17 protein-coding genes are annotated in these 25333 nt (G+C 68.7%); 11 read left to right on the forward strand and 6 right to left on the reverse strand.

Annotated features, from left to right (window positions below):
* Positions 1-13: 13 nt before the first annotated feature.
* The 9 genes from VF329_02430 to VF329_02470 all read left to right on the forward strand — a co-directional run bounded on the left by VF329_02430 (position 14) and on the right by VF329_02470 (position 13233).
* Positions 14-1723, forward strand: a complete 1710-nt coding sequence (locus VF329_02430) for a carbamoyltransferase C-terminal domain-containing protein (GenBank protein HEX7079853.1) — start codon at positions 14-16, stop codon at positions 1721-1723.
* Between the two features lie 15 nt (positions 1724-1738).
* Positions 1739-3139, forward strand: a complete 1401-nt coding sequence (locus VF329_02435; protein ID HEX7079854.1) for a N,N-dimethylformamidase beta subunit family domain-containing protein — start codon at positions 1739-1741, stop codon at positions 3137-3139.
* A 285-nt stretch (positions 3140-3424) separates the two neighbouring features.
* Positions 3425-3919 carry a hypothetical protein gene (locus VF329_02440; protein HEX7079855.1) on the forward strand — a complete coding sequence of 165 codons (495 nt, stop codon included), beginning with the start codon at positions 3425-3427 and terminating at the stop codon, positions 3917-3919.
* 477 nt (positions 3920-4396) lie between these two features.
* Positions 4397-7288, forward strand: a complete 2892-nt coding sequence (locus VF329_02445) for a TonB-dependent receptor (GenBank protein ID HEX7079856.1) — start codon at positions 4397-4399, stop codon at positions 7286-7288.
* A 289-nt stretch (positions 7289-7577) separates the two neighbouring features.
* Positions 7578-9290 (forward strand): carbamoyltransferase C-terminal domain-containing protein, encoded by a 1713-nt coding sequence (locus VF329_02450; GenBank protein ID HEX7079857.1) that lies wholly within the window; start codon positions 7578-7580, stop codon positions 9288-9290.
* Entirely contained in the window at positions 9287-10264 is a 978-nt protein-coding gene (locus tag VF329_02455) for a glycosyltransferase (protein ID HEX7079858.1), read from the forward strand. Before VF329_02450 ends, VF329_02455 begins: the two co-directional genes overlap by 4 nt.
* A 70-nt stretch (positions 10265-10334) precedes the next feature.
* Positions 10335-11327, forward strand: coding sequence for a radical SAM protein (locus tag VF329_02460; GenBank protein HEX7079859.1), 993 nt, complete (start codon positions 10335-10337; stop codon positions 11325-11327).
* Entirely contained in the window at positions 11327-12202 is an 876-nt protein-coding gene (locus VF329_02465; GenBank protein ID HEX7079860.1) for a glycosyltransferase family A protein, read from the forward strand. The genes VF329_02460 and VF329_02465 overlap by 1 nt, the downstream gene beginning before the upstream one ends.
* A gap of 2 nt (positions 12203-12204) precedes the next feature.
* On the forward strand, positions 12205-13233 hold the full coding sequence (locus VF329_02470) for a UDP-glucuronic acid decarboxylase family protein (GenBank protein HEX7079861.1): 1029 nt from the start codon (positions 12205-12207) through the stop codon (positions 13231-13233).
* 115 nt (positions 13234-13348) lie between these two features.
* Here the strand turns inward: VF329_02470 and VF329_02475 are convergent, their stop codons facing one another.
* From VF329_02475 to VF329_02490, 4 genes are all read right to left on the reverse strand, one after another.
* Complete coding sequence (locus VF329_02475) at positions 13349-14722, reverse strand: aminomethyl transferase family protein (protein HEX7079862.1); 1374 nt, start codon at positions 14720-14722, stop codon at positions 13349-13351.
* Positions 14723-14863: 141 nt separating this feature from the next.
* Entirely contained in the window at positions 14864-16468 is a 1605-nt protein-coding gene (locus tag VF329_02480) for an alkaline phosphatase family protein (GenBank protein ID HEX7079863.1), read from the reverse strand.
* A gap of 22 nt (positions 16469-16490) precedes the next feature.
* Entirely contained in the window at positions 16491-17591 is a 1101-nt protein-coding gene (locus VF329_02485) for an acyl-CoA dehydrogenase family protein (GenBank protein HEX7079864.1), read from the reverse strand.
* Between the two features lie 118 nt (positions 17592-17709).
* A complete protein-coding gene (locus tag VF329_02490) occupies positions 17710-19017 on the reverse strand; it encodes a PQQ-dependent sugar dehydrogenase (GenBank protein HEX7079865.1) in 1308 nt (435 codons plus the stop codon).
* Positions 19018-19194: 177 nt separating this feature from the next.
* On the opposite strand from VF329_02490, the gene VF329_02495 reads away from it, so the two are divergent.
* Positions 19195-19791: an alpha-ketoglutarate-dependent dioxygenase AlkB gene (locus VF329_02495; GenBank protein HEX7079866.1), complete on the forward strand. Its 597-nt coding sequence runs from the start codon at positions 19195-19197 to the stop codon at positions 19789-19791.
* Positions 19792-19819: 28 nt separating this feature from the next.
* Here VF329_02495 and VF329_02500 read toward each other — a convergent pair whose 3' ends face one another.
* Both VF329_02500 and VF329_02505 read right to left on the reverse strand, forming a co-directional pair.
* The gene (locus VF329_02500) at positions 19820-21916 is read right to left on the reverse strand and encodes a nuclear transport factor 2 family protein (GenBank protein ID HEX7079867.1); all 2097 of its coding nucleotides are present in this window, start codon (positions 21914-21916) and stop codon (positions 19820-19822) included.
* 156 nt (positions 21917-22072) lie between these two features.
* Positions 22073-23659, reverse strand: coding sequence for a carotenoid oxygenase family protein (locus VF329_02505; protein HEX7079868.1), 1587 nt, complete (start codon positions 23657-23659; stop codon positions 22073-22075).
* Between the two features lie 201 nt (positions 23660-23860).
* Here VF329_02505 and dacB point away from each other — a divergent pair, with 201 nt between their 5' ends.
* Positions 23861-25267, forward strand: coding sequence for a D-alanyl-D-alanine carboxypeptidase/D-alanyl-D-alanine-endopeptidase (dacB, locus tag VF329_02510; protein HEX7079869.1), 1407 nt, complete (start codon positions 23861-23863; stop codon positions 25265-25267).
* The last annotated feature ends 66 nt before the right edge of the window (positions 25268-25333 follow it).

Consider the following 25333-nt stretch of genomic DNA (forward strand, 5'->3'; position numbering starts at 1 on the left):
TAAGGAGGACGAAATGCCCGACGACGCGCCGACGATCCTCGGGATAAACCGCACGCAGGACGCGAGCATCACTATGATGCAGGGCTCGCGCGTCGTCTGCTCGGTCCAGAAGGAAAGGCTAACGCGGCAGAAGCATCACTGGGGGAAGCTGGACGATCTGCGCAGCTTCTATGCGCCGAACCTTCGGTGCCTCGACGAGCCGATCGACGTGCTCGTCGAATGCTACTCGTCGGACAAGGAGCTCGAGAGGCTGCCGGAATACGAACGCGAGATCGGTACGACGCTGAAGCTCGCGCCGGACGCGAAGCGGGCGCGCATCTCGCATCATCTCTCGCATCTCTACAGCGTCTTCCACACGTCGCCGTTCGACGAGGCGGCCGTGATGATCGTCGACGGGCAGGGAAGCCCGGTGCGCGATTTCACCGAGCCATGGTCGGACGCGGCGTTTTTTCCGGGCCATTGGCGCGAGGTGTCGTCCTTCTATGCGGCCGAGCGCGGCCGCATCTACTGCCTCGGCAAGCAGCTCTGGGATTGCGACGAGCGCCGGCTCGTCGGCCTCGGCATGTTCTACTTTCTGCTGACGCAGGCGATCTTTCCCGGCGAGGGCAACGAGGGGAAGGTCATGGGTCTCGCGCCGCACGGCGATCCGAACGCCCTCCGCCTGCCGGCGCTCGACATCGACGGCGCCATTGTCACGATCCCCGACGCTTGGCGCGGCATCCTCGGCGAACGCGAGCGCTTTCGTTATGCGGAGAGCGGACGCAGCCGCTTCGCCGACACCGCCAATCTCGCGGCGGCCGGGCAGCGCGCGTTCGAGGAAGCGCTGCTCGAGGTCGCGCGCTGGGTCTACGTGCGCACCGGCGCGAGCGATCTCTGCTTCGCCGGCGGCACGGCGCTCAACTGCTGCGCGAACGATCGGCTGCTGCGCGACACGCCGTTCCGCCGTGTGTTCATCCCGCCGGCGCCGAGCGATGCCGGGACGTCGCTCGGGTGCGCGATATACGGGCTGACCGAGCTTTGCGGCGTGGATTGCGGTTACCGCTGGGAGCACGACTTCCTCGGACCGGAGCCCACCGCAGAGGAGATCGCGGCGGCGCTCGGCGGCGCGGACGATCTCGTCGTCGAGAAGCCTACGGACCTGCTTGCGCGCGTCGTGGACCTGCTCTGCACGAGGAACGTGGTTGCCCTTTACCGGGGCGGCAGCGAGTTCGGGCCGCGCGCGCTCGGCCATCGGAGCATCCTCGGCGATCCGCGCATCGGAGCGGTCCGCGACTGGATCAACTCGAAGGTCAAGGGGCGCGAGTGGTTCCGCCCGCTCGCGCCGGTCGTCCTGCTCGAAGAGGCGCACCGCTACTTCGACATCGAGCGGCCGTCGCCCTTCATGCAGTTCGCGGCGCCGGTGCGGCCGGAGGCGGCGGACGTGATCCCGGCGGTCACGCACGTCGACGGCACGGCGCGGCTGCAGACCGTCGGCGAGAGGGACGATCCGTTTCTCCGCGCTGTGCTCCAGCTGTTCGCGGCGCGGACGGGCGTGCCGGTGCTGTTGAACACCTCGTTCAACACGAGGGACGAGCCGATCGTCGAGACGCCGGCCCAGGCCGTCGCGACGTTCCGCCGCACGCCGATGCACGCGCTCGTGATGCCGCCCTATCTCGTCACCCCGAAAAAGCCGTCAGACACCATTTTACGAAAAGGGGTGCCAGCCACCATTTTTGGCAACTGACGCCTGTTGCCCGCGATGATCCGCGGTTATCCCCGGCCGGCGAGCGTCGCGCCCGGCGAGACGCTCGTGCTGCACGTCGCGACCGACGCGCCGTGCTTCCGGATCCGGTTCTATCGCTTCGTCGATCGCTTCGAACCTGTGGGCGGCTCCGCGCGGCTGCCGGGGCGGCAGGCCGAGCCGCGCGGCGCGGCGGAGGACTGGGATTGGCCGGCGTACCCGTTCGAGATCCCGCGCGACTGGCCTTCGGGCGTGTACGTTGCGCATCTTCAGGAGCACGGCACCCACGAGCCGTGGACCGAAGCGGGTCCGGGCGCGTGGAGCGACCGGGGCGCCGCGCTCTTCGTCGTGCGCGGCGCCGGTGAGAGCGCTTTGCTCTACAAGATCCCTCTCGCGACGTATCACGCCTACAACTCGACCGGCGGCGGGTGCTTCTACGAGCATCAGACGCGCTCTGAGACGCCGCCGGGCAGCAAGGTGTCGCTGCATCGGCCGGGCGGCGGAATCGGCGGCGACGTCTGGGGCGCGGCCGATCATTACGATCCGACCTCGCTGCGGCAGACGTTCGCGCACTGGGACGCGCGCTTCATCCGCTGGCTCGCTCGCAACGGCTACGCGCCGGAGTTCTGCACCGACTTCGACATCCATGGAGATCCCGGTCTGCTCGAGCGCCACCGGCTGCTCGTCAGCGTCGGGCACGACGAGTACTGGACCGAGCCTGCGCGCGATGCGGTCGAAGCGTTCGTCGCGCGCGGAGGCAACGTCGCGTTCTTCGGCGCGAACGTCTGCTGGTGGCGGATTCACGCGGTCGACGCCGGCGCGGCGATCGTCTGTCATCAGGGCGGCCCCCGCGGTGCGCTCGATCATTGGTGGCCGGAGACCGGCGCGAATCGTCCCGAGGATTCGCTGACCGGCGTAAGCTACCGGCACGGCGGCGGTTGGTGGGACGGTCCGCGGCGCACCGGCGGCTTCGCCGTGCAGGACCCGACGCACTGGGCGTTCGCTGGGACCGGCCTCGGTCGCGGCGAGCGTTTCGGCGCGGACTCGTCGCCGCCGCTCGTCGGCTACGAGTGCGACGGCGCGCCGCTCGACGCGTTCGACGAGGCGACCGGCATCGCGCGCCTCGCGGCGGACAGCGAGCGCAGCGGCACGCCGCGAGCCTTCACGCCGCTCGCGGTCGGTGTGCTCGACGGCAATTGGCAGGAGCTGCCGCCGCGCGAGGCACATCCGGCCGGCGCCGGCATTCACGCCGCGACGATCGGTGTCTTCACGCACGGCGGCACGGTGTTCACCGCCGGCACGACGGACTGGGCGCAGGTGCTCGACGCGGGCGAGCCTCGCGTCGACCGAATCACGCGCAACGTGGTCGACCGGCTCCTCGCGGCTCGGCCCCGTCGATACCGCGTCAGCCCTCGATAGACACTGCGTGCCGGCCTGTAAAGCGCTGGGATCATTCGCTCGTGGCCGAGAATTTGCTCGACCAGGTCCGTCACTTGGCTCGAGACGATACACGCGCGCGTATCGCCGCGGTAAGCTCCGGGCCTGGCGGGAAGGCCCGCCCCGCGGGCGGAGTCGTTCCGGATTTCGAAGGAGCTTAAGTCAAATTTCTGGAACGCAACTTCTTTTCAGTCGTTTTAGCCATTAGGCAGACGCGGAAAAACAGCGCACCGACGTACGGCCTCGACGATAAGGAGACAAAAAAAAATGGAGTGGGTACGCATGATGGGGGTACCGTGCCTGGGGATGCTCGTCTGGTGCGGCTCGGCGCTCGCTCAGGAAGTAGACCCCGAGCTGACGATGACCCTGATAAAGGACCCCGACGACTTGCCGTCGGTCGTGACCCATACGCTGGAGCTCCCCGATCCGGCCGCCGAGGAGGGCGTGCTTCACAGTGCCGACGGTCTCGCCACGGCCAACGCGCGGCGCGCGGAAGCGGCCGCGCGGCGGGAAGAAGCGTTGCGGCGCGCGGAGGAGAACCGCGGGCGCGGCCTCGACCGGGCCGCGGCCGCTCAGGAACGGGGCGCCGAGCTTGCAGCGGAGATCGCCGAGACGGCACGAGAGAATCGCGAGAGCGTGGTTCGCGGCGCCGCCGATCGCGGCCTCGTGCTCCCCACGGATTCGCGGCCGGGTGTACCCCCCGTCGAGCGGCCCGAATTGCCCGAGCGGCCGGCCGCCGTGACGGGAGGGTCGGGAGGCTGACGCGACGCGGCCAGGCGGTCGGCAGCAAACGGCCGCCCGCACCGGAGTCCGCGCGGCCGCCGCCACCCGACGCCCTCGCGGCCGCCGCACGCGACGCCCACGCGCCCGCCACACGCGACCCCCACGCGCCCGCCACACCGACGCCCTCGCGTTCGCCGCACCGACGCCCTCGCGTTCGCCGCACCTGGCGACCTCGCGCTCGCCCCGCACCCCCGCCGCGCCTTCCGTCCGCGTTAATTAGCGCTGCTAAGATTTCGTCTGCGAAAAACCCCGAAGACGAAATCGTATGGCTTGCAAGGCCATCTTGACAGATGTAAAAAGGGCATAGAACAACACGATAACGTAGCTCGAAAGGGGGTCGCAGCTATGTACTATCGTTCCAGCCTGGCGGAAGCCGTGCGTTCGTTGTGCGTCCGCGCCCGCAAGCCAAGAACCCTCACCATCGGAGCGGTCGCTGCCCTGTCCGCGTGGGGAGGCGTGGCGGAGGCTCAAGAGCAAGCCCAACAGCAGGTCGAGGAAGTCCTGGTCACCGGATCCCGGCTGCGCCGAGACGGCATGTCGACGCCGACGCCGGTCACGGCCGTCCAGCGGGACGAGCTGCGCGTGATGGCGCCCACGCTGCTCATGGACGCGCTCGATCAGCTGCCGCAGTTTCGGGACAACGACACGTCGCAAACCGGCAGCATCTTCACCACCGGCGGCTCGAACAGCGCGAACCTGCGCGGGATCGGGTCGAACCGCACGCTGACGCTGCTGAACGGCCGGCGGATGGTCAGCGGCAAGCAGACCGCCACGACGGATATCGCGATGATACCCACGGCCTTGATCGACCGCGTCGAGGTCGTGACGGGCGGCGCGTCGGCCGCGTACGGCTCGGATGCGATCAGCGGCGTCGTGAACTTCATCCTCGACACCGACTTCGAGGGGTTCAGAGGCAATGTGCAGACGGGGCAGACGGCCCGCGATGACCACCAAAGCGAGCAGGTCGAGCTCGCCGCCGGCACTCGGATCGGCGACAACGGCCATCTGATCACGTCCTTCGATTACTACAACGTCGACGGCGTCTATGGCCTGCACGATCGCGATTGGGGGCAGCAGGGCTGGGCCCTGATCAACGAGCCCGGTCGAACGCCGCAGCGGTTCTACGCCCGCGACGTCCATTCGACCACGATCACGAAGGGCGGGATCATTCCTTCGGGGCCGCTCGCCGGCACGCAATTCATCGACGGCGAGGCCGTGGCGTTGCCGATGGGTGAGGTGCACGGCAGCGTGATGATCGGCGGCGGCGACCCCGATATGACCGTCGATTGGGAATCCCTCGCGCCGGACGACGAGCGCAAGAGTCTCTTTGCGTACTACTCGCACGACCTCGGCGGCGGCGATCGGCAGGTTTTCGTGCAGGCGCTCAGAGGGTATCACTCCGTCACTTCGACGCCCGTGCCGACCGGCTTCGCGCCGGCCTGGTCGACGGAGATCTTCGTCGACAATCCCTACCTGCCGGAATCCGTGCGGGAGCGCATGATCGATCTCGGGCTCGAGAGCGTGCCGTTCAATCGCGTCTACGACCAGTTCGCCGCCACGCGCCGGGTCGAGGACGATACGACCTCGCTCACGTTCGGGTTCGAAGGCGAAATCGGCAACGACCTGCTTCTGAGCGCGTACTACCAGTGGGGCGAGAACATCGAGTACGCCGATTACAACCCCAACTACCGGTTGCCGCGCACGGATCGCTTCTATCGCGCGCTCGATTCGGCCATCGATCCGGACACGGGCCGAATCGCGTGCCGCGCGAACATTCCTGCCTTCGGCGGCCTCACGCCCGAGGAGGAAGCGCAGGTCAGCCGGTTCATGGAGGGGCCGGACATCAACGTGTTCGCGGACCCCGAGAGCAACTCGAAATGCATCCCGTTCAATCCGTTCGGCCTCGACCTGCCGCAAGAAGTCGTCGATTACATCGCGGGGAGCGGCGCCTACCACCGGTTGAAGCTCAGGCAGGACATCTTCGACGTGACGCTGCAGACGACGTTGGGCGAGAACCGGTCGACGGGGCCGATCTCGCTCGGCGGCGGATTCTCTTACCGCGAAGAGTGGATGAAGCAGGCCGCATTCGGCACGGAGCGGGATCCGCGCAACATGGCGGCCTTCGGCGTCTTCAGCAGCTTCCTCGACCCCGCGGATCGGATACCGATCAGGGGCGTGCCGGGATTCGTTCGGGGGCGAGGCGTTTTCTACACCGGCAACCCGAACAGCGAAGGCGTGATTCAAGGCGAGTTCGACGTCTGGGAGGTCTATGCGGAGTCGATCATCCCGATCCTCGGCAGCACCCAGGGCGTCGGCGTGGACCTTCACCTGGCCGCGCGTTACGCGGACTACGCCGGCAGCGGCGGCGTCTGGGCCGGGAAGGCCGGTCTCGACTGGCAGGCGACCGATACGGTGCGCTTCCGCGGCACCTGGTCGCGGGATACGCGCGCCGGCACGTTGTCCGAGCGGTTCGACACGCAAACCGCAGGCGCCGCGATCGGCACCGGCGACGACCCGTTGCTGCCGAACGCGCCTCCCTATATTGCGGAGCTCACCGTGGGCGGCAACCCCGAGATCCGGCCGGAGCTCGCGGATACCACGACGATCGGCATGGTCTGGCAACCCGCGTGGGCGGACAACTTGAGCATGTCGATCGACTTCTACGACATCCAAATCACGGATGCGATCGATCAGCTCGGCCCGGATGAGATCATCGATCGGTGCTATATCCAGGGCGCTCAGGACATCTGTGCGTTGATCACCCGCCTCGACACGGATCCGCCGCTCATCCTCAACATCTTCGACATCTTCGTGAACGTCGCCGAGGCGGTCACGAGGGGCGCGGATCTCGAGGTCAGCTACGCGCGGCCGATCGAGTTCATCGGCGGCAACGACGAGTCGATCCAGCTCCGCCTGTTCGCGAACTATCTCGACGAGGTCTCGTTCGCTTTCGCGGGCGTCGAGCCGCTGAACCAAGCCGGGGAGCTGGAATATCCGCAGTGGCTCGCGACGGCCTCGCTCACGTACAACCGCGGTCCGTTCAGCTTGACGTGGCAGACCCGCTACCGCGATTCCACGGTCCGCAACATGTTATGGGTCGAAGGAATCGACATCGAGGACAACGGCGTGCCCTCGCGCGCGTATACGAACGTGAATCTGTCCTACGACTTCGAGTGGGGCGGCACGCAAGCGCAGGCGTATTTCTACATCGGCAATCTATTCGACAAGGATCCGCCGATGGTCGCGGGCGGCGTCGGCGGCACGAGCGGGCGTGCGAGCTATACGAACGGCGGCATCTTCGACGTGCTCGGCAGGACCTACAACCTGGGTCTTCAGGTCGGGTTCTAGGCTGGGTTTCGGCTTTTCCGAAAGCTGGAACCCGGCTTTCGTTTCGTCCGTGCATTTCCCGATCATCGCTCCTGCAGTCAATCGCAGCCAAACGCGGTTTCCCTCGACTTTTTGCGCTGGCACAAGACTTGCACCGGGTCCGTCCAACCAGAGGCCGGCCGCGTAGCGAGAAGCGTCCGAGGCACGGCCGCAAGGAGGATCGAGCCGGCCCGAATGAGACGAACACGTCGCTCCGCCCGTTCCCTCACCCGGCGCCGAAGAAGACAGGCTCATTGAGGGCGGCCGGCCGATGTACACGCTGGGAATCAACGCCGCGTACCACGATACATCGGCCTGCCTCGTCCGGGACGGCCGCGTAATCGCCGCCGCGGAGGACGAGCGGTTCACGCGCATCAAGCACGGCAAGCGGCCCCTGCCTTTCACCGCGTGGGAGCTGCCCTACCACGCGATCGATTATTGCCTCGCCCACGCCGGCATCGAGCTCGCCGATATCGATCGCGTCGCCTATTCGTACGACCCTCGCCTGCTGCTCGAGTCGCACGGCGAATCGATCTCGTTGCCGCTCGAGCCGAGCGCGCATCGGCACGCCGGGCTCGCCCCGTGGGAACCGCTCTTCCTCTCCTACATCGTCAACGCGGAGCGTCAGCTCGTCAACGGCGTTCCGCATCGCCTGCGTGCGCGTTTTCGACGCGCGAAGACGGATAGACGCTGGCATTGGCATTTCGTCGAGCACCACCTCTGCCACGAGGCGAGCGCGTTTCTCGCGTCGCCGTTCGACGAAGCCGCCGTGATGACGCTCGACGGCCGAGGCGAGCGGACCGCGACGAGCTACGGCCACTATGCGGGCGGCGAATACCGGCGCCTCGGGCAAGTGCCTTTGCCGCATTCGCTGGGTCTGCTCTACGAGGAAGTCACCGACTACCTGGGCTTTCTGCGATCGTCGGACGAGTACAAGGTGATGGCGCTCGCCTCCTACGGCGAGCCTCGGCATGCGGCCGCGTTCCGCGACATCCTTCGCGCCGGCCCCGCGGGTGCATACGAGGTCCGCGAGCCGCGCCTCGTCGAGCGGTTCGGAGCGCCGCGGCCGCCCGGTGCGCCGCTCGAGCGCCGGCATTTCGACGTCGCTCGCTCGCTCCAGCTCGTGCTCGAGGAGACGGTGCTCGAGCTCGCGGGCTGGCTGCGCCGCGAAACGGGGGCGGAGAACCTGTGCCTTGCGGGCGGCGTCGCGCTGAACTGCGTGATGAACGCGAAGCTCCGCGATTCGGGCCTCTTCCGCCGCATCTGGGTCCAGCCCGCCGCGGGCGACGCCGGCACGGCGCTCGGCGCGGCGCTCTGGATCGACTGGCGCCACAACGGCGGCACGCGCGGCTACCGGATGGACGACGTGTACCTCGGGCCGGAGTTCTCGCCGGCCGAGATCGAGTCGTCGCTGCGCCGCGGCAAGCTGCTGTACCGGCGAATGGACGACGTTGCCGAGGAGTGCGCGGCGCTCCTCGCCGCCGACAAGATCGTCGGCTGGTTCCAGGGACGAATGGAGTTCGGGCCGCGTGCGCTCGGCGCCCGCTCGATCCTGGCTTCGCCGATCAGCCCCGACATGCAGCGGCGCCTGAACGACATCAAGGACCGCGAGGACTTTCGGCCGGTCGCCCCCGCGGTTCTCGAGGAGGACGTCGCGGAGTGGTTCGTGAACGGCGAGCGCTCGCCGTTCATGCTCTTCGTGTTCGACGTCGCGGCGGACAAGGCCGACCGGATCCCGGCCGTTCGGCACGTCGACGGCACGGCGCGCGTGCAGACCGTGAGCCGCGCGCAGCATCCGCTCTATTACGATCTGCTGAAGGCGTTTCGGCGCCGGACCGGCGTGCCGGTTCTCGTCAACACGTCGCTCAACACGCGTGGGCGGCCGATCGTCTGCACGCCGCACGACGCGATCGAGTGTTTCTGGACGTCGCCGTTGGATGCGCTCGTGATCGGGCCGTGGCTGCTCGAGAAGGAGGCCGCGTGAGACCGCGCGTCTCGGTGGTCGTGCCGAGCTACCACCGGCCGGCATTGCTCGAGCGCTGCCTCGCCGCGCTCGCCCGGCAGGACTTCCCCGCCGCCGACTACGAGCTCGTCGTCGTGCACGACGGTCCGAGCGAGCCGGCGCGCCGGCTCGTGGCGGAGTGGGGCCGGCGCTTCGACCGCGACGGAGGCCCGGCGCTCCGCTACGTCGAGCCGGAGCACGGCGGGCCGGCCGCGGCGCGCAATGCGGGCTGGCGCGCGGCGGCGGCCGAGATCGTGGCCTTCACCGACGACGACACGCTGCCCGATCCGTCGTGGCTGCGTTGTGCGCTCGACGCGTTCTCGGCCGACGTCGACGCCGCATGGGGCGCCATCGTCGTGCCGCTGCCGCCGAACCCGACCGACTACGAGGTCGACGCCGCGCGTCTCGCTCGCGGTCAGTTCGTGACGGCGAACTGCTTCTGCCGCAAGCCGATCCTCGAAGCCGTCGGCGGCTTCGACGAGCGGTTCGAGCTCGCGTGGCGGGAGGATTCCGATCTTTTCTTCAGGCTGCTCGATTGCGACGCCCGCGTCGTGCACGTGCCGGACGCGCTCGTCGTGCATCCGGTCCGCACCGCATCCTGGGGCGTCAGCCTGTTTCAGCAAAGGAAGGTGCTCTACGACGCGCTGCTCTTCAAGAAGCACCGCAAGCTGTACCGTCAGTGGATTCGCCCGACGCCGCGCTGGGACTACTACGCGATCGTCGCCGCGCTCGGCGCCACTGCGCTTGCGGCCGCGTCGGGCGCCGTCGCCGTCGCGGCGCCCGCGGCCGTGCTGTGGCTGCTTCTGACCGGCCGCTTCTGCATCGCGCGCCTGCGGCCCGCGACGAAGCGCGCGCCGCACATCGCCGAGATGATCGTCACGTCGGTGCTGATCCCGCCGATCGCGGTGTTCTGGCGGATGGTCGGGGCGCTGCGCTTCAGGGTGGTTTTCCTGTGACTCTCGCCGCCCGCCATACGAGGCCCGACGCTCGATCCCGCGCGAGCGTCTTTCGCAAACGGCGGCCGCGATGAGCGCCGTCCACGCCGTCGCGCTTCCGGAGTACGTCCAGATCGAGCCCGTCGGTCAGTGCAACCTGCGCTGCCGCATGTGCGCCGTCGGGTTCCGCAAGGACGCTCCTACCCGGGGCCCCGCGTTCATGGACTTCGCCCTCTTCACGCGGATCGTCGACGAGATGAATCGGATGACGGCACTGCATCTCCAGGGCCTCGGCGAGCCGATGATGCACCCGAGATTCTTCGACATGGTGGCCTACGCCGCGGCGAAGGGCGTGCACGTCACGACGAACACGAATCTGACCCTGCTGACCCAGCGGCGCGCGGAGCGCTGCGTCGAGTCGGGGCTCGCCGAGCTGCACGTGTCCCTCGACGGCGCGACGGCCGCGACGTACGAGGCGATTCGCGTGCGCGCACGGTATGCGCGCGTCGTCGCGAATCTCGAGCGCTTGATCGCCGCGCGCCGCGCGTTCGGCAGCCCCAGGCCGAAGGTCGTGATCGTTTTCGTCGCGATGCGCGAGAACCTGCGCGAGCTGCCGGAGCTCGTCGAGCAGGCCGCGGCGTGGGGCGTGGAGGAGGTCTTCGTGCAGCACCTCTGTCACGACTTCGGGGAGCGGACGCTGCCGAGCGAGTACGCGCCGATGCGCGAGTTCGTCGCCCGCCAGTCGTTGCTCGGCGTCGAGCCGGCGCGGGTCGAGAGGCAGCTCGACGCCGCCCGGGCCAAGGCCGCGGCGACCGGCGTGAAGCTCCGATTGCCGCGCGTCACGGCGAAGGCGCGGCCCGGCTGCGACTGGCCGTGGCGCGGGGCTTACGTGAGCCATCAGGGCCTTGCGATGCCGTGCTGCATGATCGGCACGCCGGACCGGATGAGCCTCGGGGACATCGCGGCGAGCGGCACGGACGCGGTCTGGAACGGGCCCGCCTACCGGGCCTTCCGTGCGCGGCTCGTGAGCGACGATCCGCCGGACATCTGTCGTTCCTGCTCGCTCTATCACGGCACGTTCTGATGGCGACGGGGCTCGACATCTTGATTCCGACGATCGACCGCCGCGAGTCGCTGATCTACACGCTCGCCGGCGTCGCGCTTCAGGACGACCTCGCCCGGCGGCGCATCGTCGTCGCGGACCAGAGCGATCCCCCGGTCGAGCAATCGCCGGTCGTGCGCACGCTGCGCAGGATCATCGAGGCCCGGGGCGGCGAGGTCGAATGGCATCAACGCGGGCCGTCGAACGGGATCGCCGAGCAGCGCGATTTCCTGCTCGGCCGCGCACGGGCGCCCGCCGTGCTCTTTCTCGACGACGACGTGATCATGGAGCCGTGGGTCGGCCGGCGCTTGCTCGACGTGCTCGAAGCCGAGCGGTGCGGCTTCGTCGGCGCGTTCCCGGCCGGGCTTTCGTTCCGCGACGACGTGCGGCCCGCGCAGCAAGTCGTCGACTACTGGGACGGCCCGGTCGAGCCGGAGCAGATCGGGCCGGCGACGCCCGAGTGGCGCCGCGCGCACCTGCACCGCGCGGCGAACGCGTGGCACGCGAGCCTCGCGCTGCCGCCCGGCGTGCATCGCCTCTACAAGGTGGCTTGGGTCGCGTCTTGTGTGATCTACGACCGCGAGAAGCTGCTCGACGTCGGCGGTTTCGGGTTCTGGCGCAAGCTGCCCCGTTACCATTCCGGCGAGGACGTGCTCGTGCAGAACCTGCTGATGCGCCGTTGGGGCGGCTGCGCGATCCTGCCGTCCGGCACGTATCACGCGGAGGTGCCGTCGACGGTTTTGAACGCCGCGGGCACGGTCGACGGCCACGCGCTCGCGTTGCTCGACGACGCGGCGCGCGCGGCCGAGAGCGGCGCACGCCGTTCGACGAGGAGGCGGGCCTCGGCCCGGAGCTGACCGTGTTGTCGTCGCGAGAGGCTCAATGTCTCGTGACCGGAGGAGCGGGCTTTCTCGGCTCGCACCTCTGCGATCGGCTGATCGCCGACGGCCACATCGTTCTCTGCCTCGACAACTTCTTCACCGGCTCGCGGTTGAACGTCGCTCACCTGCTCGGCAATCCCCGCTTCGAGCTGATCCGGCACGACGTGACGTTCCCGATCCATATCCAGGTGGACCGAATCTTCAACCTGGCCTGCGCAGCCTCGCCCGTCCATTACCAGCGCGATCCGGTGCAGACGACGAAATCGAGCGTGCACGGCGCGATCAACATGCTCGATCTCGCCGTGCGCACGAAAGCGCTAATCCTGCAAGCATCGACGAGCGAGGTCTACGGCAATCCGCGGGTGCATCCGCAGAAGGAGGAGTATCTCGGCTGGGTGAACCCGATCGGGCCGCGCGCGTGCTACGACGAAGGCAAGCGCTGCGCGGAGACGCTCTTCTTCGACTATCACCGCCAGCATGGGCTGGCGATCAAGGTCGCGCGCATCTTCAATACCTACGGCCCGAGGATGCATCCGAACGACGGCCGCGTCGTCTCGAACTTCATCCGTCAGGCGCTCACAGGCAGCCCGATCACGGTGTACGGCAACGGCGCGCAGACGCGCTGCTTCTGCTATGTCACCGACATGATCGACGGCCTGCTGCGGATGATGGCGAGCCCGGACGACTTCACGGGGCCGGTTAACCTCGGGAGCACCGCGGAGCTCACGGTGCTCGAGCTCGCCGAGAAGATCATCGCACTCACCGGCACTCGGGCGAAGCTCCGGCGCATGCCGGCGCCGATCGACGATCCGGTACGGCGCTGCCCGGACATCGCGCTCGCGACCGCGCGGCTCGGCTGGCAGCCGAAGGTCGGGATCGACGAGGGCCTGCGCCGCACGATCGAATACTTCGACGATCTGCTTGGCGGCGGCCGCATCGGCGACTCCCGTTGGGCGGAGCCCGGCGCGAAGGCGGTGATGCCGCTTCCCCGTCCCGCGCCGCGGTGAACTGCCGCCGCGCATCGGCTCCGTCCGGGCCGCGCGGTCGAAGACGCGCCCCGCGGCCGCTCGCGCGGTCGGCGAGGGCCGGGGACGCGACGGTCCACGGCCCCCGGGGCGGACGTCACTTCGGCCGATAAGCCGTACGCGCGACCTCGCCGAGCGGCGCGGGCGCGACGATGGCACGGATCTCGGCCTGCGTGTGCCGTTCGACCGTCGGCTTCGTGGTTCCGCCGCCTTCCTCGCCCCACACGACGGTCACCTCGCGACCGACCTCGGCGTACGTCTCGTCGAGCATCGCGAGAGACACGACCGCGCGCTCGTTGTACGTGTAGCCGGTGTAGGTCGAAAGGCCGATCGTTTTCCCGCCTGCGACGACCTTGTCGTAAGGGAGGGTGGCGTAGTTCGACAGCGGCAGATCGATGTATTTTGCAGCAGGCCCGTTCGCGCGGAACAGCGAGGCGACGACGCGGGCCACATCGTCGCCGTTCCAGACGAGCGTGACCTTTTTTCGGCTCGGCGTACCGGCGCGCTTCTCGAGCGCTTCGCGCCCGATGAAGTCGTGATCGAACTTGATCAGCGGCCCGTAACCGAGATCGTGCGGCGTCAGGTAGTAGTCGGTGATGTCGTCGGAGACGAAGCTGCCGCCGAGCGAGGCCATGGCCTCGTAGCTCGTTCCGCTCAACCACTCCCGGTACGGCTTGAGCTTCTCGCCCGTGTAGATTGCAGGGAGCGGGGACGGGATCCATCCCGACTCGAGCGTGCTCGTCGGATACGTGCGGGAGCCGACCTGCCGGATGCCGAGGTCGCGGCCCGCTTCGAGGAGCGCGGCGCGCACGGCTTCGCCGTCGTCCCACGGCCCGAAGAGCTCCCAGCCGGGCTGCCCGACCATCCCGTGCCGCAGCGCCCGCACCTTGCAGCCGCCGATCACGACGAACTCCATGTTGAAGAACTTGATCTCCGGCGCCGGCTGCCCGGTGGCCTTCTCCATCACGGCGAGCGCGTTCGGCCCCTGGATCTGATAGCGGTACATCTTGCGCCGGCCCTGGTTGACGGCCGAGCGCTCGTCCCGCTCGGCGGTCACGTCGTACCCGCCCGTTTCCGCGTGGAACTGCACCCAGTTCGCCGCCGGCGGGCGGCCGACGAGGCTGTACGAGCGCTCATCCAGATGGAACAGGATGGCATCGCCGATCACGTAGCCGTCGTGATTGCATGCGACGAGCTGCTTGGCCTTGCCGACGCCGAAGCCCTTGAACGTGTTGATCGAGAGATTCGAAAGGAGCTTCTCCGCGTCCGGGCCTTCGACGTAGAGATCGGTCATGTGATGGGACTGATCGAAAAGCGCGCACGTCTCGCGCCACGAGCGTTGCTCGTCTCGCCAGTTCGTGAACTCGCTCGGCACGACCGGAAACGCGTACGGTCCGATTTGCGAGTTGCGCAGCATGGTCACCGGATTGCCGGCCGCCTGCAGGGCTTCTTCGAGATTTCGATGAGTCATTGGGCGCGGTCCCCTTCTCCCTGACGGTCTTCGGGCGAAAACCGGCAGTTTAACACCCGGGCGAAGCGTCGCGGCCGCTGCCGGCACGATGGATGAATGGCCGCGCGTCGAGGCGCACCGCAGCCGCGGCGCCGCAGAAAGCTAGAAGCCGCGCGCGGGCGATGTCTTTCGAGGTGAACGGGGCCGTTCGCGGATCGTCCGCGCGCCGCGCAGGTAAACCGTGCCGTCCACTTCGAGAGTGTCGAGTGCCGCTCGGTAACGGAATCCGTCCTCGAAGCGGACGGCTGCCTCGTGCGTGCGCTCGCGAACGGTGACGTCGCCCGGCGCCGGGCCCCCGCGCAGCAGCTCTTCGAGGACGCGTCCGCTCATGCCCTCGGGCGGCTCGACGCCGAGGAGGTGCAGGATCGTCGGCGCGAAATCCACGTTCCCCGTCGGCACTCGGCTGCGCACGCCGCTCTTGATGTCGGGACCGCTCGCAACGAGCGGGATGCGGAGCTCGTAGGGGCTGTCGGAGCCGTGCCCTGGCCGGCCGCCTCTGGAGCTCGTGCCCCGGAAGCCGTGCTCGTTGACGCCGTCGCTCCATGTGGGCGTTACGATCACGTCCGCGGCGCGCTCGTGATCCCACTGGATGACGGACGTCGAGAGCGAGCCCGGCACGACGCCCTCGTCGGAACCGGGGCGGGCTGCGCGCGTATAGACGTTGCCGACGGCCGGATCGCGCTGCAGCGCTTCCACCGCCCGCGCGAGAACCGCCGGATCGTCGCGGCGCATGAAGATCATGTTGGCGACGACCGTGAGATCGTTCGCACCGAGCCCGGCACCGCGGAGCGTGCGCGCGACATTGAAGCTGCCGGTGTCGGTCGAGAAGCCGTGATCGGCGGTGACGAAGATATTGACGCGGTCGGCGAGGCCGGTCCTCTCGAGCGTCGCAACGAGGCGGCCGATCTGGTCATCGACATGCGCGATCGCGTCGAGAGTCTCGGGCGCTCCGACGCCGTAGCGGTGTCCGGCGCCGTCCACCTCGTGGATCCACAGGATCACGGCGTCGGCCGGCGCTGCGCTCGCGGCTTCGCGCAGGTAGGCGTCGAACGCCCAAACGGTGCGGCCGGCATCGTCGGGCGGAAGCTCGCCGACTGCGCGCAGCGCCTTCTCGCGGGCGGACTCGGGGACGAACAGGCCGGGCGTCCAAATCTCCATTCCGCTGTCGCCGCCGGCGAAAGGGTTTTGCAGCAGCGAGTTGCCGCTGCCGCCGGAGCCGGTGACGAACAGCCGCAAGCCCCGCGCGTGGAGCAGCTCGCCGAGCGTCGGCGCCGTCAACAGCCGGCCGCCGGCGAATTTCGCGAACCGCCGCAGGTTGCGCGCGCTTCCGGTGCTGAACGCCTCGTCGGACATTTCCGCGACGAACATCGTGTTGTGCATCAGCCCGTGGCGCGCGGGATAGCTGCCGGTGCTGATCGACGCGCTGTTGACGCGTGTCACGCTCGGAAAGGCCGACGAATGCCGCTCGCCGAAGACGCCGCTTTCGCCGAGCGCGTACAAGTTCGGCATCAGCTCCGGCGTGACGTAGTCCGCCCGCAGGCCGTCGATCACGATCAGCAGGGACGAGTGGCGGGCGGCCGTGAGCTCGGGCGGGCGGCCGGAAGGAGCCAAGAGGGCCGCCGCGACGATCGAAAGGGCGGCGGCGGCGAGGACGCACAGCGCAAGAACGGCGAGAACGTAGCGCGAGAGAACGAGGCGTCTCGTCATGCCGTTTCCCGGGTCCGCGGCGTCAAAACGCGGCGTGGCCGGTCAGCTCCTTGCCGACGACGAGCGCGTGAACGGTCTCCGTGCCCTCGTACGTGATCACGCTCTCGAGGTTCAGCATGTGCCGGATCGGCGCGTGCTCCGCGCTGATGCCGGCGGCGCCGAGCATATCGCGGCAGTCGCGTGCGACGTCGAGCGCGGCGCGCACGTTGTTCCACTTCGCGAGCGAGACCTGGGTCGGGTGCAGTCGACCTTCGTCCTTCAATCGGCCGAGGCGCAGGGCGAGCAGCTGCGCCGCCGTGATGCGCCGCGCCGCGTCCGCGAGGCGCATCTGGATCGACTGCGTGTGCGCGAGCGGGCGGCCGAAGAGAACCCGCGACGCCGTGTAGTCGAGGAGCTCCGCAATGCACGCTTGCGCGGCCCCGACCGCGCCCCATGCGATGCCGTAGCGCGCCTCGGTCAGGCAGCGGAGCGCGCTCCCGAGGCCTTTCGTGCCCGGCAGCAGGTTCCCGGCCGGCACGCGCACGTCGTTCATGAACAGCGCCGACGTGACCGACGCGCGCATCGACAGCTTGTTCTCGATGTCGCGTGCCTCGAATCCCGGCGAGCCGCGTTCGACGAGAAAGCCGCGCACGCCGTCTTCCGTCTGCGCCCAGATCACGGCGACGTCCGCGATGCCGCCGTTCGTGATCCACATCTTCGCGCCGTTCAGCACGTAATCGCCGCCGGCGCGCCGCGCGCGCGTCGTCATGTTCGCGGGATCGGATCCGCCGTGCGGCTCGGTGAGCCCGAAGCAGCCGATCGCTTCGCCGCGGGCGAGAGCCGGCAGCCATCGGTCCTTCTGCTCGTCCGAGCCGAAGGCGTGGATCGGGTACATCACGAGCGAGCTCTGCACGGAGACGAAGCTGCGCAGGCCGCCGTCACCGCGCTCGAGCTCGCGACAGATCAGTCCATAGCAAATGGCGTCGAGGCCGGCGCACCCGTAGCCGTCGATCGAGCTTCCGAGCAGGCCGAGATTCGCGATCTCGGGGATCAGCTCGCGCGGAAAGCGGTGCGCCGCGAAGCATTCGCCGATGATCGGCAACGCCTTCTCGTCGACGAAGCGGCGCACCGTGTCGCGCACCATGCGCTGCGTGTCGTCGAGCTCGGCGTCGACGGCGAAGAGATCGAGCGGATCGAGCGCGTCCACGTCCTGCTCCTCGGGGCAAAGCGGCCCGACCCTCGTGCGGCCGGTCCGCGGCCGATCACTCCGAAGACTCTACCGGCTCGATGCGCAGGACAGTACCGTCCGGGTTGCCGCTGCCGTAGCGCACCTCGGTCGCGAAATACAGATAGCCGTCCGGTCCCTGCTCCACGTCCCGGAATCTGACGCCGAGCTCGGTCAGCATCGGCGAAGGCCGGCCGAGCAGGCCACGCTCGTTGAACGCGAGCCGGACCACCCGCTGGCCGCTCAGCGCGGTGACGAAGAGATTGCCCTTCCAGCGCGGGAAGCGGTCGCCGGTGTAGAACGCGAGGCTCGACGGCGAGATCACGGGCGTCCAGTGCAGCACCGGCATCTCCATGCCGGGCCGATACCACGGCTGGTCCGACACCCGCGTGCCGCTGTAGTTGCGGCCGAGCGAGACGAGCGGCCATCCGTAATTGCGGCCGGGCAAAAGGATGTTGAGCTCGTCGCCGCCGTTCGGGCCGATCTCGACGCTCCAGAGCTCGCCGGTCTCCGGATGGAAGGCGAATCCGTACGCGTTGCGATTGCCGTACGTGAAAATTTCCGACTTCGCGCCGGCCCTGCCGACGAAAGGATTGTCGTCCGGCACGCCGCCGTCGTCGGTGAGCCTCAGCACCTTGCCGATGTGACTGCCGAGATCCTGCGCCTTGATACGGATGCTGTTGTCGTCGTTCGGGCCGCAGCAGAGGCGGTCGCGATCTCCGACGGAGACGTAGAGCGAGCCGTCGGGCCCGAAGATCATCCGACCGGCCGTCGCGTTGCTCGCGGTCTCCCAGGCGTCCGCGGCGAAGATCTCTTCCGTGTCGACGAGACGGCCGTTCTCGAGGCGGCCGCGCGCGATCGCGAGCGTGAGAAGCGCATTCCGCTGACCCGACGCACCCGGTTGCCCCGAAGCCGACGCGCCGGCCGCCGCTGCCGAGTCGTCGGCCTTCGTGTAGGAAACGTACACGAGCCGGTTCTCGTCGAAGTCCGGGTGTGCGACCACGCCGTGCAGCACGTCGCGGCCTCCGGGCGGCGGGACTTCCCAGACGGGCTCGGGCTGCAGCGTACCGCCGCGGATCAGCCGCAGCCGTCCCGGGCTCTCGGTGACGAGAATGCCTTCGTCGTTCGGCAGGAACTCGATGTCCCACGGCCCGACGAGACCGCCGGCCACGAGCACGACGCTGATCTGCTGGCGGCCCGCGTCGAGCACGAGCGGGCTTCCGGGCTCGGGGAGGCGGACCTCCTGCGCGGCGCCGAATCCCGGCTGCGCGAGCGCGAGCCCGGGCGCCGCGGCCGCAAGCGCCGAGACGGCCGTCACGATCATCGTCCCGCGGGTGAGTCTCATCGGTGAATCCCTCCGTCGGTAACGCGCGGCGTGCGAGCGCGCGGTGTAGAGCCGGGTCGATGCTACAACTTACGGGCCCCTGCCGACCACTGCCGGCGGGCGGCCGTCCCGCCGCTCGACGGCCCGACCCGGCCGCGTCAATATCGACCTTCTCGCCGGAATCGGAACGTCGGCCGAATGCCGCAGCAACGGGAGCTGTTCGATGCGACGGGCCGGCTGCCCGCAGGCTTCACGTATCTTCCGGACTTTCTTTCGCGAGCGGAGGAGGCGCCGCTGCTCGAGGCGCTCCGAACGCTGCCGTTCGACGAGGCGCGATACAAGTCCTGGCGCGCAAAACGCCGGATCGTCAGCTATGGCGGGCAATACGATTTCGACAGCAACGAGCTCGTCCGCGCCGGACCGGTCCCCGATTTTCTCGAGCCGCTGCGCGAGCGCGTAGCGCCGCTTCTCGGGGTGCCCGCGGCGGAGCTCCGGCACGTGCTGGTCGCCGAGTACCGTCCCGGCGCGCCGCTCGGCTGGCATCGCGACGTGCCGAGCTTCGAGCGGGTCGCGGGGGTCTCGCTCGCCGGACCGGCGCGGATGCGCTTTCGGCCGTATCCGCCCGGCCCGAGCCGGCGGACGGTTTTCGCGCTCGATCTCGCCCCCCGCTCGGCCTACTCGATGGTGGGCGAGGCGCGCTGGAAGTGGCAGCACGCGATCTCGCCGACGAAAAGCCTGCGCTACTCGATCACCTTCAGAACCCTCGCCCCGATGGACCGCAAAAAAGGTGTCTGACACTTTTTTTGCGGACACCTTTGCGGGGCTACGGGACGACGACGGGCTCGCCCGTCACCGGATTCGGATAGTGGAACGGAGGCAGGAAGGTCTCCGGGTACATCTCGAACGCGACCGACGGCGGCCGGTCCGGAGGGTTCGAGTCCGAGATGCCGGGCGGGTCGCGCTGCGGCACGTCCTTGAAGCCGACGTCGTACGGCACGAAGTACGTGTTGAACACCTGGTCCTTCTTGACCTTCCAGACGCCGTCCTCCTTGACGAACTCGTTCTCGTAAACGCCGCCCATGAAGAACCCGGTCTGGCCGTAGTTCCCCATGATGCTGAACGCCCGCGAGCGCATGTTCGCCGTACGTCCGTCCGGCGCGACGTGAATCACGGGCTGATACTGCATGTGGTTGTGCTGCACCCCGTAATGAATGCCCTGCTCGCCGTACAAATTCAGGTTCCGGCGCACGCTGGCCTTTCCGACGTACACGCCGCGCTGCGCGATCTCGATCGTGCCGTCGTCGGCGAAGATGCCGGCGAGATCGTCCCATTGGTTGCGCGCGAGGTAGTAGCCGTAAACGGAGTGCAGCCGCTCGATCGCCTCGACGTCCTCGAGTCTCTCGATGCGGCCGGCGATCGAATCGATCGCGGCCGCAACCGCATCGAGGCTCGAATCTTCCGGCACGGCCGCGAATCGGGACGGCGATTCGGCATAGACCGGGCCGCCCGTGACCGGATTCTCGTAGTGGAACGGCGCCGTCGGCACCGCCGGATAGAGCGCGTGCGGGACGGTCGGCGGCCGGTCCGGCGGGAGATCCGACGCGAACGAAGGCGCGGGCAGCGCGGTCTTGCCCCAACCGTCCTCGTAGGGCGTGTACATCCGCGGGAAGACGCGGAGGGCGGCGATCTTCCAGACGCCGCCTTCCTTCACGTAGTCGTTCTCGTACCAGCCGACGCCCCATTCGCCGAACTCGCCGTGCTCGGCTTCTTGCGCGAACAGCCGCCAGCGGCCCTTCGCCGTGCGCCCGTCGGGCGCGACGTGGACGATGGGCTGAAGCTGCATGCGGTCGAACAGCCGCCCGTATTGCGGGTACTCGTCGCCGAGCGAGCGCAGGTAAGCGAGCACCCGCGCCTTGCCGACGTAGACGCCCCGGCCGCCGACCTCGAACGTGGCGTTCTCAGCGAAGAGGTTCGCCGCCTGCGTCCACAGCCCTTCCTCGATGTAGAAGCCGTACGTGCGTTGCAGATTCTCGATCGCGTTCTCGTCCTCGAGAAGCTGCACTTCGTGTGCGAGCACCGCCGCGCGCCACGCGAGCGCGTCGCCGCTCGCGGCGTCGGCGCCGTCGACCGGCGACTCGCGGCCGCCGGCGGCCGCGGACGCCGAGGCGCCGGTGACCGGGTTCGGGAAATGGAACGGCGGCAGGAACGTGGCTGGCCACGTGTCGTACTGCACGGAAGGAGGCGCGTCGGGCGGCAGGCGCTCGGAGACGTACTTGGCGCCCGTCGCGTCTTCGTTGGCCGCCCAGCCGCCTTCGTACGGCACCAGGAAGCTCTGGAACCAGTGCAGCTTCGAGATCTTCCAGACGCCGTCCTCCTTGACGTACTCGTTCTCGTAAGGGCCTTCGCCCCACAGCGCCCCATCGCCGAGCCGACCCGCCATGATCAATCCGCGCCAGCGGGCTTTGGCCGTCGTGCCGTCCGCAGCGATCGTCACGACCGGCATCAGCTGCATGTGCTCGTTCAGCTCGCCTTCGGCAAGCCCCGAGCGGCCGTTGCCGAGCGCATAGAGGTACTCGCGCACCCGTTCCTTGCCGACGTAGACGCCGTCGAGCCCGATCTCGATCGAGCCGTTCTCGGCGAAGAGATCGGCGACCTCGTCCCACAGGCCGCGATCGACGTAATAGCCGTAGGCGCGCTGCAGCCGTCTGATCGCGTTCGCATCCTCGAGCCGCGTCTTGCGGATCTCGAGCGCGTCGAGCCGCCGTTCGAGCGCCGCGGCGCGCGATGCGCCCCCGGATCTCGCCCCGGCGCTCGCGGCCGCGCCGTCCGCGGTCTGCGCCGTCGTCGGGTCACCGCAGCCAAAGAGAGCGAAAGCGAGGCCGGCGACCATGAGCGCAATCGGATATCGGTGCTTTTCCACTGTCAGCCTGCCCGGCGTTCGCCGGCACCGCCCTCGAAGCGGCGTCGGCGCGCGCCATCCGGTGCTTCCCAGCCGCTTCTCGCGCGCGCGTCCGTGCGGCGCAAATCTTTCCCCCGCGTCTAGAGAGCGCGGCGCCCCGCTGCCGCTCGGTCGCGATCAGGTCGGTATCGGTAGCCGGCTCTCCGGCACCCACCATCCGTGTACCTGTCCGACCGCGCGCATCGGCAGCTTGACGACGGCCACGGGGCCTTCGTCGAGGTGCTCGGCGTCGAGGATCAGAAGATCCGCGCGCCCGTTTTCGTTGTTGCGCGTGGCGACGCCGAGGAGATAGCCCTGCGCTTCCGGGGCATCGGCGCTCTTCGGCGCGAAGCAGCATTCAGCGAGATCGGTATCGGGCCCTGCGTTGAACAGCGTGGCTTTGCGGGTCTGGTGGTCGAAGCGCGCGTAGCAGGCGCCGGCGCGGCGCGGATCGGCCGCCGCCGGATCCGGGCACGGCAAGAACCCGTAGCGGTACGGCATCGTGTTGTAGCGGTCGTCCTGCCGCGGCAGCGCGCCGACGTGATCGGGGTACAGCGTCTCGATCCCGTAATTCCGCGGCCGCCGCTGCGACAGATCCGCCGAGAGACGCGTGATGTGACTCGAGCCCGCCACGGGATCCCACGGCGCGCCGTCCCGCATCGGCATGAACGGGAACGGGTTCGACATCGACATCTCGACGTCGACGTACACGCGGTTGCCGTCGTCGAACGCGCCCATCACGTGCGTGGCGCTACGGGTCGGGCCTTCGATCCACACGAGATCCTTGCCGTCGCCGCCGCGGCGCATCGCTCCGAAGTACGTGGGCTTCGTCGAATCCCACGACCAGTGGATGCCGCCGTTGCGCATCTGCTCCTCGTCGATCGCGAGCGGGATCACGTAGAACACGATGTGACGCTGCGTGACGGCGAAGTCGTGCAGCATGCCGACGTACGGCACCTGGATCATCGCGTTCCACACGAGCTTGCCGTCCGGCGTGAACTCGAAGACCGAGACGTCGCGGCTGCCGTGCCCGGTGGCCTCGTACCCGAACGCGACCATGTTGCCGGTCTCCGAGTCGGTCTTCGGGTGCGCCGTGAACGTCTTGCTCGGGAGCTGGCCGTCGAACGTGTAGCTCGCCGCCACCGTCTCGAGGGTGAGAAGATCGAGCGCCGAGGGCGGGCTGTCCTCCTTCAGCGCGAGCAGAACCTTGCGGTGGTCGATGATGTGCGTGTTCGCGGTGCTGCGCGACAGGCCCTTGACGCTCGGATCGTCCATGTACGGGTTGCGGTACATCGGAAAGAGGATGCGCCGCGCCTTGTCCTGGGCGAGGTAGCGGTCGTTGCGCACGTAACGGCTGCGATAGTCGACGCGGCCGTTCTTGATGCGGAACATGCTGACGTGGCCTTCGCCGTCGAACGGGATGTTGCCGGGACGCAGCGGATACTGCGGATCGGGGCCGACGCGGTAGAAGGCGCCGTTCAGATCGGCCGGAACCTCGCCTTCGACCTCGCAATCGTGGACGTCGGCCTCGAGCCGATAGAGCCTCGTCGGGCGCCGCATCGACGGGCGAAGCTCCTCCTCCGGAGGGCCCGCGGGCCGCGCCGGGGCGGCATTCGGCGCCTGCGCCCGTGCCGCGCCCGAGAACACGGCCGCGCCGACCCCGGCCGCCGTGCCCAGTGCGCCCATGAATGAGCGCCGGTCGAGCTTGTCTCGTTCCTCGGTCATCGCGCTTCTCCCGACAACGACGCGGGAAACTATAAACCCCGCTCCGCGGACAGGGAAACCGCGCTTTCCTCCTTCGGAATCGTCGGCGCGCTCGAAGACAACACGGCGCCGACGAAGGCCGAGCTCGAGCGCGAGCGGCTGCTCGAGCGGAGCAGGCCGCCGCTGTTCATCGCGCGCGGACTTCGGCACAATCCGCTGCCCATGCGGGGGGCGATGGGATTCGCGCTGTGGTGTCTCGCGGCGAGCGCGCTCGCGTCGACGCTGCCCCCGCCCGTCGCGCGCGTGCTGCAAGGCCACGGTATCCCGGAGGACGCGGTCAGCGTCGTCGTGCAAGCCGTCGACTCGGCGGAGCCGGTGCTCGCGCATCTGCCGGACGTGCCGCGCAATCCGGCCTCCGTGATGAAGCTCGTGACCACGTGGTCCGCCCTCGAGATTCTCGGGCCCACCTACCGGTGGCCGACCGAGGTGTATTTCCTCGGCCCGCTCGACGACGGCAAGCTCGATGGCGACCTGCTCCTGAAGGGATACGGCGATCCGTATCTCGTGCTCGAGGAGTTCTGGAAGCTCTTGCGCGCGCTGCGCCGCATCGGGCTCGAGGAGATCGCCGGCGATCTCGTGATCGACGACAGCTTCTTCGCGGTGAACGAGCCCGCTCCGGGCGAGTTCGACGGCCAGCCGTTTCGAACGTACAACGTGCTGCCGAGCGCGCTGCTCGTGAACTTCAAGGCGGTGCAGTTCCACTTCTTCGCGAATCCGGCCGACGGCCGCGTCGACATCGTCGCCGAGCCGCCGCTCGCGAATCTCGACATCCGCAACCGCATTCGCCTCGCGGAGGGTCCGTGCCGAGGCTACCAGGCGGGCATCAGTGTCGACGTCGTCGGCGATGATCTCGCGGAGGTCGTCTTCGGCGGCGCCTTCCCGTCGCGCTGTGAGACGTACCGGATGGCGCGCACCGTGCTGCGGCACGACACGTACGTTCTCGGGCTCTTTCGCACGCTGTGGGAGGAGCTCGGAGGGCGATTCGAAGGCAGTTTGCGACGGGGCGTCGCCGCAGCGGGCTCCGAGCCCGCGCTGACGTGGCTGTCGCCGCCGCTCGCCAACGTCGTGCGCAGCATCAACAAGAACAGCAACAACGTGATGACGCGCCAGCTGCTCTACACGCTCGGCGCCGAGAAGCTCGGGGCGCCCGGCACGCGCGAGAAGGGCAAGCACGTCATCGAGGATTTCCTCGTCGCGAACGGCTTCGACACGAGCACGCTCGCGATGGACAACGGCGCAGGGCTGTCGCGCGACGCGCGCGTCTCGGCGGCGCTGCTCGTCGACGTGCTGCGCGCGGCCGCCGCGAGCCCGTACGCGCCGGAATTCTTGTCGTCGCTGTCGCTCGGAGGCCTCGACGGCACGACCCGCGACCGCTTCGACGGCTACTCGGCGGTCATGCACGTGAAGACCGGAAGCCTCGACCACGTGGCCGCGCTCGCCGGTTACGTCCGTGCCGCGAGCGGGGCGGATTACGTCGTGGCGATACTGCTGAACGCCGAGGACGCCCATCGCGGTCCGGGCTCCGAGCTCGAGGAGGCCGTGGTGCGTTGGGTCTATCGAGAGCTCTGAGCGGAGCTTGATCGCGGCCCGCGACCGATGGATTCTTCTTTCAAAAGATCTGCCGCCGCCCGGCCC

This window comes from Gammaproteobacteria bacterium (assembly GCA_036381015.1).
Taxonomy (GTDB): domain Bacteria; phylum Pseudomonadota; class Gammaproteobacteria; order Steroidobacterales; family Rariloculaceae; genus ZC4RG20.